Consider the following 14057-nt stretch of genomic DNA (forward strand, 5'->3'; position numbering starts at 1 on the left):
TCCGGGAGCGACAACACGTCACCGGAGCCGCTTCCCGGCTGTGAGGAGATCCGATGAACCGCAGAAAGAACGGGACGCCGCTGGTGCAGTCGCGGCCGGCCCGGCTCGCCATGGCGGCGGTCGTGCTGGCGGCCAGCGGGGCGCTGACCGTCACCTTCGTCTCCAGCGGCGGCAAGGGCACCGCGGACGCCGCCACCAGCCTGGACCAGTTCGTGAAGATCGAGGACGTGACGCCGAACGTGCAGAACCCGAAGCCGGCGGCAGGCGGGTCTACCGGCCGGTTCACCGTGGACTGCGGCACGAACGGCAACGGCAAGTTCAGCCCGGACAACCCGGTGGCCCAGCCCGGCATCCGCAACGGCGCCGAACACGTCCACGACTTCGTCGGCAACCTGGCCATCACCGCGAACTCCTCCGACGCCGACCTGGACGCCTCCGGCACCACCTGCCGCAACGGTGACAAGTCGTCCTACTTCTGGCCGGTCGTCCGCATCGACAAGGCCGTCCGCAGCGGCGACCAGGTCCAGCAGGCCCTCGCCCAGACCCAGCCGATGGTCGTCTGCCCCTCGGTCGGCAGGCGGCTGCGCGCCGTCCCCACCGGAGCCCGGGCCACCGTCGACCGGCTGCTGGCCGAGCTGGACCGTCAGCAGGCCGCCGCGAACCAGCGGATGACCTCCAGCCGGGGGCGCATCGACGCCACGTTCAACCGGCAGGTCATCGACTCGCTGCGGACCCGCCGCGCGGCCATGATCAAGGAGATCAGCCGTACGGTCACCGCTGCCGGCGGCAACCAGCCGGGTCTGGTCTCGCTGGTCGAGTGCGACATCAGCTACGACGACATGCACGCCCGGATGCCCGGCGCGACCCACCGGGCGAGCGTCAGGGCCGCCCAGGCCGCGAATCCGCGGATCCAGTGCCCCACCGTGCGGGACAAGCTCCCCGGCGTGCCCGCCGGGGCGCTCGCCGAGGTGAACCGCAACCTCGACGAACTGGACCGGCAGATCTCCGAGGCCAACGAGCGTCTCGTCACCAGCCGGGGCCAGGGCGGTCCGGCCTTCGTCGACAACGCCATCCTCGGCCCGTTGCGCGCCAAGCGGACCGCCGTGCTCGACCGGATCGCCATCGCGATCGGCCGGCAGGCCGCCCGCCCGCAGGGTCTCGACGCGTTCGCCGCCTGCACCCTGGACCAGGCCCCGGGCAACCCGGCGACGCCCGGCACCGCGCCGACGACCACCGCGCCGACGACCGCCGCGCCGACGACCGCCGCGCCCACCGCCACCGCGCTGCCTGATCCGCAGGGGCCGGATCTCGAACTGCCCGGCAACACCGGCGGTATCGTCCGTCCGGCGCAGGTGCTGATCGAGTACCGCGGCAATCCCGTCAGCACGGTGGTGCCGATGCCGAAGTTCCTCCGGGCGCTCACCGGCGACGCCAAGCCGACCAGCCGCGGCCCGGCCAACGCCCGCGCCACCTGGAGCTGCTCGGGCTTCGCCGACCGGCTCTCCGACAAGTACCCGATCTGTCCCGCCGGCAGCCGGGTGCAGCGGGTGCACGACTTCCCCGGCTGCTGGGACGGCAGGAACATCGACAGCGACAACCACCGCAACCACGTCGCGTTCGCCGACCGGGCCACCGGTGCCTGCCCGCAGGGTTTCCGGGCGATCCCGCAGCTGCGGATCACGGTGGCCTACGACATCGCCCACGACGTGCAGGTCAGGGGTCAGTACGCGCTCGACTCGTTCCCCGAAGAGAACCACAACCCGTTCTCCGACCACAACGACTTCGTCAACGTGAACTCCGCCCGGACCATGCAACGCATCGCCACCTGCATCAACAAGGGCAAGAACTGCTCCTGACCGGCTGGCCCGCGTCGACGAGGGCAGGACCGGCTCCCGGCGATCCGACCGTCCACGGCTCACGCGCGCTCCCGCACCGGGTCCTTTCGGGTGCGGGAGCGCGCCTGTCCGCGGTGCCACACCGGCACGGGCGTCCGGCCGCGGTACGGAATCTAAGGCATTTCCCATATGCATTGGCGAACATCTATCTCGATCGCCGCAAGGGGCGGCCGGTCAGACAGGAGCAGCCGATGTCCGTACGACAGTCCGGCACGATCGACGACGCCGCAGCCGGCCCGGCCGGCACCCCTCCCGCCGCGCCCGACGGCTGGCGGGGGCCACTGCTGGACCAGCTCGCACCCCGCGAGCGCCGGCTCCTCCACCGGTTCGGCCGGGGGCCGGCGGTGCCCGTACCCGATCTGCGTATCCACCAGGCGTTCGCCCGCTGGGCCGCCGCCACCCCGCAGGCCGTCGCGGCCGAACACCTCGGGGTGCGGATCGGCTACCGCGAGCTGGACCGGCAGGCCAACCGGCTCGCCGCCCGGCTGGTGGCGCTCGGGGTGCGGACCGGCGACACCGTGGGCGTCTTCACCAGCCGGTCGATCCCGATGCTGGTGGGGATCCTGGCCACGCTGAAGGCCGGGGCCGCCTACGTCCCGCAGGACGTCCGGATCGCCCCGGCCGGGCAGCTGCGGCAGGTCGCCTCGGCCGCCCGCTGCCGGGTGGTGCTCACCACCTCGACGGCCCTGGACACGGTGCCGGCGCTGCCCGGGGTGCCCCGGCTCGCGGTCGACGAGGTGATGGCCGACCCGCTGCCGCCGGGCCAGTACCTGACCGCCGCGCCGCCGGACCGGCCGGTACGCGCCGACGACGGCTGCTACGTGCTGTTCACCTCCGGCACCACCGGCACCCCGAACGGGGTCACGGTGACCCACGGCAACGTGGCCAACATCCTGCTCACCGCCCCGGGTGACCTGGGCGTCCGGCCCGGCCGGCGGGTCGCCCAACTGCTCAACGTCGCCTTCGACATGGCGGCCTGGGAGATCCTGGGCTGCCTCGCCAACGGCGGCACCCTGCTGGTGCGCGACCACGACCTCACCGCCACCGCCGCCCGCGCCGACGTGGTGATCGCCACCCCGTCGGTGCTCGGGCGGATCGACCCGGACCGGTGCGGCGGGGTGCGGGTGGTGGCCGTGGCGGGTGAGCCGTGCCCGCGTCCGCTGGCCGACCGGTGGGCGGTCGGCCGGGTCTTCTACAACTGCTGCGGCCCGACCGAGACCACCATCGTCAACACCATGCACCGGCACCGGCCCGGTGGCCCGCTCACCATCGGCCGACCGACGCCGAACAACACCGTCTACGTCCTCGACGCCGACGGTCGGCCCTGCCGCATCGGTGAGGCCGGTGAGATGTGGGCCGGCGGCGGGTGCGTCTCCGCCGGCTACCTGGACAACGACGCGCTCAACGCCGAGCGGTACGCCCCGGACCCGTTCCTGGGCGGGGGTCGGCTGATGTTCCGCACCCGGGACCGGGGCCGCTGGCGTGCCGACGGGGAGCTGGAACACCTGGGCCGCACCGACGACCAGGTGAAGGTCCGGGGCTTCCGGGTCGAGCTGGACGCGGTCTCCGCCGTGCTGGAGACGGTGCCCGGCTGCCGGTGGGCGGTCACGCTCCGGTTGACCGACCGGGACCTGGTCTCCTTCGTCGCCCCGGCCGGGCTGGACCCGCAACGGTGCCGGGAGGCGGTGGCCGCCGTGCTGCCCTACTACTGTGTGCCGGCGGCCGTGCACCCGCTACCGGAACTGCCGGTGACCGGTCGCGGCAAGGTCGACCGGGACGCCCTGCGCCGGCTCGCCCTCGACCTGCGTTGGCAGTGGGCGCACCTCGGGGAGGCGGCGGCGTGACCGGCACCGGTCTGCGGGCCGCGCCGGCCCCGACGGGTCCGCCTCCGGCCCCGACGACCGGGTCCGGCGAGGTGCTGCCGCCGCCGGCCGGCACGCTGCGCCGGATTCTCGCCCACCCCCGGTTCATGCACCACCACCGTCTGGTGGCGGCGGTGCTCACCGGCAACGCCGTGCTGCTGGCGTACGGGTGGACCGCCGGTTGGTGGCGCGAGCCCGCCGCACTGGGCGACGCCGCCCTGGCGAACGTGGCGCTGGCGGTGCTGGTCCGCCAGCAGTACCTGGTCAACCTGTTCTTCTGGCTGGCCACCCGGGCGTCCACCCGCTGGCCGCTGCGGATCCGGGCGACGTTGGGCAAGGTCTACCACTTCGGGGGGCTGCACGTCGGCGCGGCGCTGGCCGGGACCGGGTGGTACCTGGCGCAGCTCGGCGCGCTGACCGTCGGCGACGGACCGGTCGGGGCGCTGGTCACCGGGTACGCCGCCGCCGTCCTGCTGGTGGCGGTCGTCGGCACCGCGCTGCCACCGGTCCGCTCCCGCCGGCACGACCTGTTCGAGCGCACCCACCGCCTCGGTGGCTGGGCGGCCCTGGCGCTGCTCTGGGCGCAGGCCGGCTTCCTGGCCGGCGGGCCGGCGGCGCTGGCCGTCTCCCCGCAGGGCGGGGTGCTCGCCGTGCTGACCGCCAGCATCGCCCTGCCCTGGCTACGGCTGCGCCGGGTGCCCGTGGTGGTGCACCGCCCCTCGTCGCACGTGGCACTGGTGCACTTCGACCACGGGGTGACCCCGTTCCCCGGCTCGTCCACGGCGGTCAGCCGTAGCCCGCTGTGGGAGTGGCACTCCTTCGCCAACGTGCCGACGCCGGGTCGCAGCGGATTCCGGCTGACCGTCTCCCGGGCCGGCGACTGGACCGGGCGGTTCATCGACGACGCGCCGGACCGGGTCTGGGTGAAGGGGATCAGCACGGCCGGGGTGGCGAACATCGAAACCCTGTTCCGCCGGGTGGTGTACGTGGCGACCGGCAGCGGGATCGGCCCGGTGCTGCCGCATCTGCTGGCCGGGCTGGTGCCGGCCCGCCTGGTCTGGGCGGCCCGCCGGCACCGGGAGACCTTCGGCGACGAGCTGGTCGACGAGATCCTCGCCCACCAGCCGGACGCGCTGCTGTGGGACACCGCCCGCGACGGCAAGCCCGACATGCTGCGGCTGGCCTGGCGGGTGTGCCGCGAGTTCGACGCCGAGGCGGTCATCTGCATCTCGAACCGCACCCTGACCTGGCAGGTGGTGCGGGGCATGGAGGAACGCGGCGTGCCCGCGTACGGCGCGATCTGGGATTCCTGAGCAGAGGGGGGCGACGATGAGGATCACCGTGGAACAGGTCGACCGGGTGGTCACGGTGCGGTTGTGCCGGCCCGAGGTGCGCAACGCGCTGGACACCGGGCTGCTGACGGAGCTGGTCGGGACGCTGGGACCGCTGGACCGCGATCCGGGCGTGGGCTGCTTCGTGATCACCGGGTCGGAGCAGGTCTTCGCGGCCGGTGCCGACATCCGCGAGATGGCGGGCAAGTCCTTCCTGGACGTGGCGCTGGAGGACCACTTCGCGGGGTGGGACGCGTTCGCCGCGCTGCGGACCCCGAAGATCGCGGCGGTGGCCGGGCACGCCCTCGGCGGTGGGTGTGAGCTGGCGATGATGTGCGACCTGGTCTTCGCGGCCGAGAACGCCCGGTTCGGGCAGCCGGAGCTGCGGTTGGGGGTGATGCCCGGCATCGGCGGCACCCAGCGGTTGACCCGGCTGGTCGGCGCGGCCCGGGCGATGGACCTGGTCCTCACCGGACGGCAGCTCGACGCGTGGGAGGCGGAACGGTACGGCCTGGTGTCCCGGGTGGTGCCGACGCAGCGGCTGCTGGCGGAGGCCCGGGCCGCCGCGGCGGTGGTGGCCGGGCATCCCCGGCTGGCGACGCTGCTGGCCCGGGAGGCGGTCCGGCAGGCCGAGGAGGTCGGCGTCCGGGCCGGGGTGCTGTTCGAGCGGCGGTCCTTCCACGCGCTGTTCGCCACCGAGGACCAGCGGGAGGGCATGGCCGCCTTCCTGGAGAAGCGGCCGGCCCGGTTCGCGGGGCGCTGAGCCGCCGGCCGTCCGGGACCGCCGGTCCCGGACGGCCGGCGCTACAGCGCGCCGATCTGGTAGCCGAGTCCGTGCACGGTGCGTACCACGCCGTCGCCGAGCTTGCGCCGCAGATAGTGCACGTACGTGTCGACCACCGCCTCGGTCCGGTCGGGGCCGAAGACCCGGCCGCGTAGCTGGCTGCGGCTGTGCACCATCCGGGGCTGGGTGGCGAGCAGCCGGATCAGGTCGAACTCCCGTCCGCTGAGCGTCACCTGCCGGCCGTCGGGCAGTCGTACCCCGCGCTGGGCCAGGTCGAGCTGCCCCGCGCCGATCGGGATCCACTCGGCGCCGTCGAAGCGGCGGCGGGTCAGCGCCCGGACCCGGGCCATCAGCTCCGGCACCTCGAACGGCTTCGGCAGGTAGTCGTCGGCGCCCGCGTCCAGGCCCCGGATCCGTTCGTCGGGATCGGCCAGCGCGCTGAGCATGAGCACCCGGGCGCCGACCGCCCGGCGCCGTAGCCGGATGAGCAGGTCGACGCCGTCGATGGCCGGTAGCCGCCGGTCCAACATGATTACCTGGTACCGGCCGCGCAGGGCCAGGTGCAGGCCCCGCTGGCCGTCCCGGGCCAGGTCGATCGGGTATCCGGCGCGGTGGAACAGCTCGACCAGCATGTCGGCGAGTTCCGCGTCGTCCTCGACGAGGAGCAACGGGCCGTGCGCCGGGGGTGACGGGTCGGTCATCCGTTCATGGTCGCACCGAAACGGCCGAAGGTTGACCCGCGGAATTCTTCACCGGTCAGAACCTGCTCATCTCGCGTTCCCGGGCCGCCCGGTCGCGGTTGCCCCGCCAGCAGAAGGGCCACCAGCCCCCGGCGGGGTCACCCGCCGCCGGTGGCCCGCCGGCCGGATCCCCGCCGGGCACCGGCAGCCGTACGGTGAAGGTGGCCCCCGTCCCGGGCCGCCCGGCGGCGCTGATCGTGCCGCCGTGCGCGGTGACCACCTCACGGACCAGGGCCAACCCGAGTCCGAGGCGGCGGTCCCCGGCGTCGGGGCCCCGGTGGAAGCGGTCGAAGATCCGGTCGGTGTGCCGCGGGTCGAGGCCCCGGCCGGAGTCGCTGACCACCAGCTCGACGTGGCCCGTGCCCGCCGGGCGCAACCGCACCTCGACCCGGCCGCCGGTCGGGGTGTGGTGCAGGGCGTTCGCCAGCAGCTCCGCCACCACCCGGCGCAGCGCGGACCCGACGCCGCAGACCGGCACCGGGGCGTCCCCGGCGGCCACGGTGAGCGTCACGTCGTGTGCGGCGGCGCGGGGCGCGTCGGCCTCGACCGCCTCGCTGACGAGCGCGGCGAGGTCGACCGTGGCCGCCGGCCGGGCCGTCGCCGCCGGGTCGGCCAGCCGGGCGGACAGGAGCAGCTCGTCGACGATCTCCCCGAGCAGCCGGGTGGTGCGCAGCAGCCGGTCCAGATCCTGCTGTGCGGCCCCGGTGCCGGTGCCGGCCGACCGCTGTGCCAGCAACTGTGCCGCCGTGTGCACCCGGGTGATCGGGGCGCGCAGTTCGTGGCTGGCGTCGGCGACGAAGCGGCGCTGCCGGTCGAGCGCCTCGGTCAGCGGCCGCACCGCCCTGCGCCGTAACCGCAGATCGGTCGCGGTGGCCGCGACCAGGACCGCCACCGCGGCGGCCGAGACCCCCCACAGCAGGTGTCGCCGCTCGGCGAGCTGGAACCGGGCGTCGAAGACCACCTGGACGACCTCGTCGCCGCGCTGCTGTGTACGCACGTGGTACACCGTGCCGTTGCGGGTCACCCGGTCGACCTGTGCTCGGCCGGTGCGGGCCACGGCGTGGATGGCCGCGTGCCGGGGGAAACCGGCCGGGGGCGAGCCGGCGTGCCCGGTGTCGCTCGCGCCGCCGAAGATCCAGGTGCAGCCGGACGGGTCGGCCGGTCGGCCGTGCACCATCGCCCAGTCCAGCTCATGGTTGATCCTCGCCTGCTGGACGTGCAGCAGGGCGGCGTAACCGAGCCCGCCGACCAGGATCAGCAGCGCGACGACCAGCAGGCCGACGGCGAGCCCGGTACGGGGCCGGGCGCGACGTACGGCCGGCCGCGTGCCGTCGCCGGTCAGCGGCACCGCGCCGCCGCTCCCGGCCGGCCCGCCCCGGTGCCGCCCGGTCCGCCGGCGAAGCCATCGACCCACATTCATCGAAGATGGCACATCGGCCAGCCGATCGGAAGGGAGCGGTGGTGTCCCGACGGACGGTGGGTGGTGGGTGGCGGCCGGGCGGTCACGGTACGGCGGGCGGCGCCGGTCGGCGGCCGGGGAGTGAGCGTTAACATGTCGACTCACGTCGATGACCCGGTGTCGGGTCGTCGAGGGCGGGGGGGGTGCCCTGAGCGGGTCTTGAGCCGTACGAAACGCTCTGGTAACATCGCCGGATCTGAATGGAGCCCCTGTCGGTTCGTTCGCCCCCCAACCACTGGATCAAGGAAGTGCCCGACGGGTATCCGGCAGTGTGAACGTTCACATTGCCTGTCGACCCCGGTCCCGACGACGGAGCGGCCGGCGGGCACCGGTCACGCCACCACCGGCGATCCGCGGCGACGCTGTCACCGCGCAGGGGCCGTCCCCTTCAGGCTCCACCCGTCCCCATGAAGGAGCACCCATGCATCTCCTGGCTGATCCCTCCGGCCCGGTGACCCGCCAGCCGGGTCACCGACGTCGGCGATGGCTGCTGCCGGCGGCCACGGCGGTCGTGACCGCCCTGAGCGGCGGGGTCGTCGTGGCGGCCACCGTCACCGAGGCCGCCGCCGCCACGATCGACACCAGCGCCTCGTACGTGCTGGTCAACCGCAACAGCGGCAAGGCCCTCGACGTCTACAACCTGGCCACCAACGACGGGGCCCGGATCACCCAGTGGACCCGCAACGACGGATCCCAGCAGCAGTGGCAGTTCGTCGACTCCGGCGGCGGCTACTACCGGCTGAAGTCGCGGCTGTCCGGCAAGGTCCTGGACGTCTCCGGCAAGTCGACCGCCGACGGCGGACCGATCGTGCAGTGGACCGACAACAACGGCACCAACCAGCAGTTCAGCATCCAGGACATCGACGGCTACATCCAGCTGATCAACCGCAACAGCGGCAAGGCCGTCGAGGTGCAGGGCGCGTCCACCGCCGACGGCGGCAACATCGTCCAGTACGCCGACTGGAACGGCACCAACCAGCAGTGGCAGCTCGTCAAGCTCGGTGGCACCACCCCGACCACCCCGCCGCCCACGACCCCGCCGCCGGGCGGCAACTGCACGCTGCCGTCGACGTACCGGTGGTCCTCGACGGGTCCGCTGGCCACCCCGAAGTCGGGCTGGGTGTCGCTGAAGGACTTCACCGTCGCGCCGTACAACGGCAAGCAGCTCGTCTACGCCACCACGCACGACTTCGGCACCTCGTGGGGGTCGATGAACTTCGGCCTGGTCGACAACCTCAACCAGCTCGGCTCGGCCCCCCAGAACACCATGAGCCAGGGCACCGTCGCGCCGTCGCTGTTCTACTTCGCGCCGAAGAACATCTGGGTGCTCGCCTACCAGTGGGGCGGCGCGGCGTTCTCGTACCGCACGTCGAGCGACCCGACCAACCCGAACGGGTGGGGTCCGGCCCAGACGATGTTCACCGGCACCATCTCCGGCTCCGGCACCGGCCCGATCGACCAGGCCCTGATCGCCGACAGCCAGAACATGTACCTGTTCTTCGCCGGTGACAACGGCAAGATCTACCGGGCCAGCATGCCGATCGGGAACTTCCCCGGCAACTTCGGTTCCAGCTACACGACCATCATGAGCGACACCTCGGAGAACCTGTTCGAGGCGCCGCAGGTCTACAAGGTCGCTGGCCAGAACCAGTACCTGATGATCGTCGAGGCCAGGACCAGCTCCTGGGAGCGCTACTTCCGCTCGTTCACGGCGACCAGCCTGAACGGCACCTGGACGCCGAACGCGGCGACCTACAGCAACCCGTTCGCGGGCAAGGCCAACAGCGGTGCCACCTGGACCAACGACATCAGCCACGGTGAGCTGCTGCGTACCAGCGCCGACCAGACCATGACTATCGACCCGTGCAACCTGCAACTGCTCTACCAGGGCCGCTCGCCCAGCTCCGACGGCGTCGACTACGGTCTGCTGCCCTACCGGCCGGGCCTGTTGACCCGGCAGCGCTGACGTCGCGCCGCCGGGTCGACCGAGGTCCCTGACCTCCACCGGCGGCCCGGCGTACGGCACGGACACCTGAACGGATCGGCAGGACCCGCACTGCGGGTCCTGCCGATCCCTGTTTCTCCCGGGCCGCCCCGAGTGGTCGACCCGGCTGCCGGCGCGGCCGGCCGGCGGCGTCCACCACCGGCGGCCCCGACCGACGGATCCGGGATTCGCCGGTCGCGGCGGTGGGTGCCCACCCGGGGAAGTCCGTACCTGAGTCACGGCGGCGGTGTCCGGCCGGGTGCTTCCCCCGATCGCCGGAAGGGCCGGCCCCGGGTGTCGGGAGCCGGCCCTCTCGGCCGCCGCCGTGGCGGCGGATGGTGCGTCACACCTGGGTGAACCGCCACTGCTGGTTGGTGGCGCCGTGGCAGGTCCACTGCAACAGTCGCGCGCCGTCGGTGGTGGCGGCACCGTTGACGTCCAGGCAGAGCCCGCTCTGCACGTTGCGCACCGTGTAGACCCCGGCGGTCGTGGTCGCCGTCGCGGTGAACTTCTGCTGGTTGCCGTTGGTGCAGGTGGCCTGCTGGAGGAACGCCCCCGCCGTGGAGGAGCCGCCGATCACCTCGGCGCACTTGCCGCTGTGCACCGCCTTCAGGTAGACCGCGCCGTTGCCGGCGTCCACCGCCTGCCACTTCTGGTTGTTGCCCCCGGTGGCCGCCCACTGGGTGAGCTGCGCGCCGTCGGCGGTGGAGACGCCGCTGACGTCCATCAGCTTCCCGCTGTGCAGGGCGGTGAGCGTCCAGGTCTTCCCCGCCACGCCGGTGCCGGTGCCGGTGCCGGGCACGCCGACCCCCGCCCCGCCGAAGGTGTGCGAGTCGAGGTCGAACCAGTTGTTGGTGCTGCCCTTGAACACCATGTAGAGGGTCTGGGTGCCGGCCAGCGCGGCCACGCTCACCGGTGCGGTGGACTGGTAGTTGTTCCAGCCGCCGGTGCTGGGCACCGGGGTGGTGGCCAGCAGGGTGCCGGTCGGGGAGCCGGCCCGCAGCTCGATCGTGCCCCCACCGGACGGCGACGACAGTCGGTAGCTGACCGTGGAGATGCCCGCCAGGCTCATCGGGGTGAACGCGATCCAGTCGTTGTTGGAGATGTCCCCGACCCGCTTGGTGCTCTCCGCGCTGGCCTCGTCGACCACCCGGATGCCGGACTGGCTGCTGAAGTACTCGGCCTGCTTGTGCTTCGGCTGGAGGATAGCCTGCGCGGTGCCGGTCAGTGGGGACGCCCCGCCCGGGCCACCGCTGTCGGTGTAGCGCGCGTTGAGCACGTAGAACAGGTTGGCCCCGTCCGGGTGCCCACCGAGCAGGTCGGTGGAGATGGTGCCCGAGCAACCCGGGTACTCGGTGGTCTCGTGCGCGTGGTCGTCGTGGCCGAGCGCCGGGTTGAGGAGCACCTTGCTGCAGTCGACGGTGCCGCCGTCCGGGTCGGTGACGGTGATCTGGTACGACACCTTGTCACCGAAGGTGAGCATGCCGCCGCTGGCCGGTGTGGTGATGGTGACCACCGGAGCGGAGTTGCCCACGGTGATCTGGACGTTGGCGAAGCCGGTCTTGCCGGTGTTGTCGGTGACCCTCAACTGCGCCGTGTAGTTGCCGTTGGTGGTGTAGACGTGCGACGGGTTGGCCGCGGTGGACGTGGTGCCGTCCCCGAACGTCCACTGGTAGCTGAGCGTGTTGCCCGGGTCCGGGTCGGCCGTGCCGGCGCTGCTGAACTGGACGTTCAGCGGGGCCAGGCCGCTGGTGGGCGTCCCGACGGCCTTGGCGATCGGGGACCGGCCGCCCTGGATGTAGTCGATCCGGTAGAGCCCGGAGTCGCTGTTGCCGCCACCGAAGTTGGTGCCCCACTCTAGGACGTAGAGCGAGCCGTCCTTGCCGAACTCCAGGTCCATCGGCTTGTTGAACCGTCCACCGGGCAGGAACGTGTTGGTGCGGGTCACCGCCGTCGCGGAGTCGAAGTGCACCTCCTTGAGGTAGCTGCGGGACCACTCGTAGAAGAAGTGCACGCCGTCGTAGTAGGGCGGGAACTTCGTGGCGGACGGGTTCGCCGGGTCGTACCGGTAGACCGGTCCGCCCATCGGGCCGGAGCCGCCGGAGCCCAGCTCCGGGAAGGTCGACGAGGTGCCGTATCCGTACCACATGTTGGGGGCGACGATCGGCTTCAGGCTGGTCAGACCGGTGTTGTTGGGGGAGTTGTTGACCGGGGCGTTGCAGTTGAACTTGGCGCCGACCACGCCGGTGTCCGGGTTGAACGGCGCGTAGGGCTGGTTGTCGCCGTGGCAGAACGGCCACCCGTAGTTGCCGGGTTGCTTGATCACGTTGAGTTCGACCAGGCCCTCGGGGCCGCGGTTGGTGGTGGGCGGGTTGCGGTCCGGCCCGTAGTCGGCCAGGTAGACCCAGCCGTTGGCCGGGTCGATCGAGAACCGGAACGGGTTGCGGAAGCCCATCGCGTAGATCTCGGGTCGGGTCTGCGCCGTGCCCTGGGGGTAGAGGTTGCCGGTCGGGATCGTGTAGCCGCCGCTGTCCGAGGGGCGGATGCGCAGCAGCTTGCCCCGCAGGTCGTTGGTGTTGCCGGCACTGCGCGCGGCGTCCAGGTTGGACTTGCCGGCGCGCCAGTCCAGCGGCGCGTAGCCCTGCCAGTTGGGGTCGAGGTTGGGCGGCGTGTCGTCACCGGTGCCGATGTAGAGGTTCCCGTCCGGGCCGAAGTCGAGGTAGCCGCCGGTGTGGCCGGGCTCGGGGAAGGTGCGGTCACGGTAGGCCGGGATGTCGATGATCCGGGCCTCGGTGGCGAGGTTGAGGGTGTCCCCGGTGAGCGTGTAGCGGGAGACGCGGTTGACGTCGGTGCTGCTGCTCGCCGGTGAGTGGTAGAGGTACACGTAGCCGTTGGTGGCGAAGTTCGGGTCCAGCGCCAGGCCGGTGAGACCGTCCTCGCCGCCGGTGTAGACGCTCAGGCTGCCGGCGGTCACGGTGCTGTTGCTGGCCGGCTTGAAGATCTTGACCTGGCCGCCGCGCTGGATGTACATGACCCGACCGTCGGGCAGCACGGCCAGGGCCATCGGGTCGACCGTGTTGTCGTCCAGGGTGCGCTTCTCGAAGTTGCCCCAGACGGTGCCGCCGCAGTCGCCGGGCAGGTTGCCGGCGGCCCACTTCACGCCGCCGAGGACGTGGTTGCGGAAGTTCGTCTCGCTGTAGGAGTCGATCGCGTGGCCCATCGCGGTGGCCCAGACCCGCCCGCCGGCGGCGGTGCGGCACCAGGAGATCGGGTGGTCCGGACCCATCGCCCGGGAGCCGGGGTTGTAGGTGCGCTCGTCGGCGGTCACCAGTACGTGCACGTTGCCGCGCGGGTTGGCGTCGAAGTTGTACCACTCCTCGCTGCGGTTCCAGCGGTCCGGCAGGCCGGTCGTCGACGGGTGCTGCTTGTCGGCGACGATGGCGGTGCCGGGCAGCACGCCGGGGGAGTGCTCGGGCATGTGGGCGCCGCCGTTGAGGGTCTGGTCCCACCAGGGGTACTCGCCCTCGATGCCCATGTCCAGGGCGTTGTGGATGCCGACGATGCCCTTGCCGCTGGCCAGGTAGCCCTCCACGGCCTGCCGTTGGGCGGCCGAGGTCCAGACCATGCCGGAGGTCTGGAACATGATGATCACGTCGAACGTGGCGAGGTTGGCCGCGGTGAAGACGCTGGAGTCCTCGGTCTGCACCAGCTCGAAGTTGTTGGCCGCCGCCTGCTGCTGGAACATGCTGATCCCGGCGGGGATCGAGTCGTGCCGGTAGCCGACCGTCTTGGTGAACAGCAGGGCGCGGAAGGCCGGGGCCGCGGACGCGGGTGGGGCGAGGCCGAGAGACATCAACAGGCCGGTGATCATGGCGATGAGCAGTGTGGTACGACGCATGCCGTCTCCTCGTTGTCGGCGGGCAACTCCTGGCGACCGTGGGTCCGTCGGCGCGCAGGTGGTGCCTGGGCGCACGACGGGGCACGGGTGTGCTGCTCGGGTCG

Annotated in this window: 8 protein-coding genes; 5 read left to right on the forward strand and 3 right to left on the reverse strand. The window is 72.4% G+C overall.

Features of this window, described 5'->3' with window-relative positions; translation table 11 throughout:
• Positions 1-53: 53 nt before the first annotated feature.
• The 4 genes from GA0070623_RS00265 to GA0070623_RS00280 all read left to right on the forward strand — a co-directional run bounded on the left by GA0070623_RS00265 (position 54) and on the right by GA0070623_RS00280 (position 5851).
• Positions 54-1856: a DUF1996 domain-containing protein gene (locus GA0070623_RS00265; RefSeq protein ID WP_067314657.1), complete on the forward strand. Its 1803-nt coding sequence runs from the start codon at positions 54-56 to the stop codon at positions 1854-1856.
• 230 nt (positions 1857-2086) lie between these two features.
• Positions 2087-3739 (forward strand): amino acid adenylation domain-containing protein, encoded by a 1653-nt coding sequence (locus GA0070623_RS00270; RefSeq protein WP_084261588.1) that lies wholly within the window; start codon positions 2087-2089, stop codon positions 3737-3739.
• The gene (locus GA0070623_RS00275) at positions 3736-5070 is read left to right on the forward strand and encodes a ferredoxin reductase domain-containing protein (protein WP_172898349.1); all 1335 of its coding nucleotides are present in this window, start codon (positions 3736-3738) and stop codon (positions 5068-5070) included. The genes GA0070623_RS00270 and GA0070623_RS00275 overlap by 4 nt, the downstream gene beginning before the upstream one ends.
• 16 nt (positions 5071-5086) lie before the next feature.
• Positions 5087-5851: an enoyl-CoA hydratase-related protein gene (locus GA0070623_RS00280; protein WP_067314655.1), complete on the forward strand. Its 765-nt coding sequence runs from the start codon at positions 5087-5089 to the stop codon at positions 5849-5851.
• A gap of 41 nt (positions 5852-5892) precedes the next feature.
• Here GA0070623_RS00280 and GA0070623_RS00285 read toward each other — a convergent pair whose 3' ends face one another.
• Both GA0070623_RS00285 and GA0070623_RS00290 read right to left on the reverse strand, forming a co-directional pair.
• Positions 5893-6573, reverse strand: coding sequence for a response regulator transcription factor (locus GA0070623_RS00285; RefSeq protein ID WP_089003836.1), 681 nt, complete (start codon positions 6571-6573; stop codon positions 5893-5895).
• Positions 6574-6628: 55 nt separating this feature from the next.
• Entirely contained in the window at positions 6629-7960 is a 1332-nt protein-coding gene (locus GA0070623_RS00290; protein ID WP_231932606.1) for a sensor histidine kinase, read from the reverse strand.
• 532 nt (positions 7961-8492) lie between these two features.
• Here GA0070623_RS00290 and GA0070623_RS00295 point away from each other — a divergent pair.
• Entirely contained in the window at positions 8493-10037 is a 1545-nt protein-coding gene (locus tag GA0070623_RS00295) for a non-reducing end alpha-L-arabinofuranosidase family hydrolase (protein ID WP_089003837.1), read from the forward strand.
• A gap of 361 nt (positions 10038-10398) precedes the next feature.
• Here the strand turns inward: GA0070623_RS00295 and GA0070623_RS00300 are convergent, their stop codons facing one another.
• Entirely contained in the window at positions 10399-13953 is a 3555-nt protein-coding gene (locus GA0070623_RS00300) for a ThuA domain-containing protein (protein ID WP_067313032.1), read from the reverse strand.
• Positions 13954-14057 lie beyond the last annotated feature (104 nt).

It is taken from the genome of Micromonospora rifamycinica, assembly GCF_900090265.1.
In the GTDB taxonomy this organism is placed as follows: Bacteria; Actinomycetota; Actinomycetes; order Mycobacteriales; family Micromonosporaceae; genus Micromonospora; species Micromonospora rifamycinica.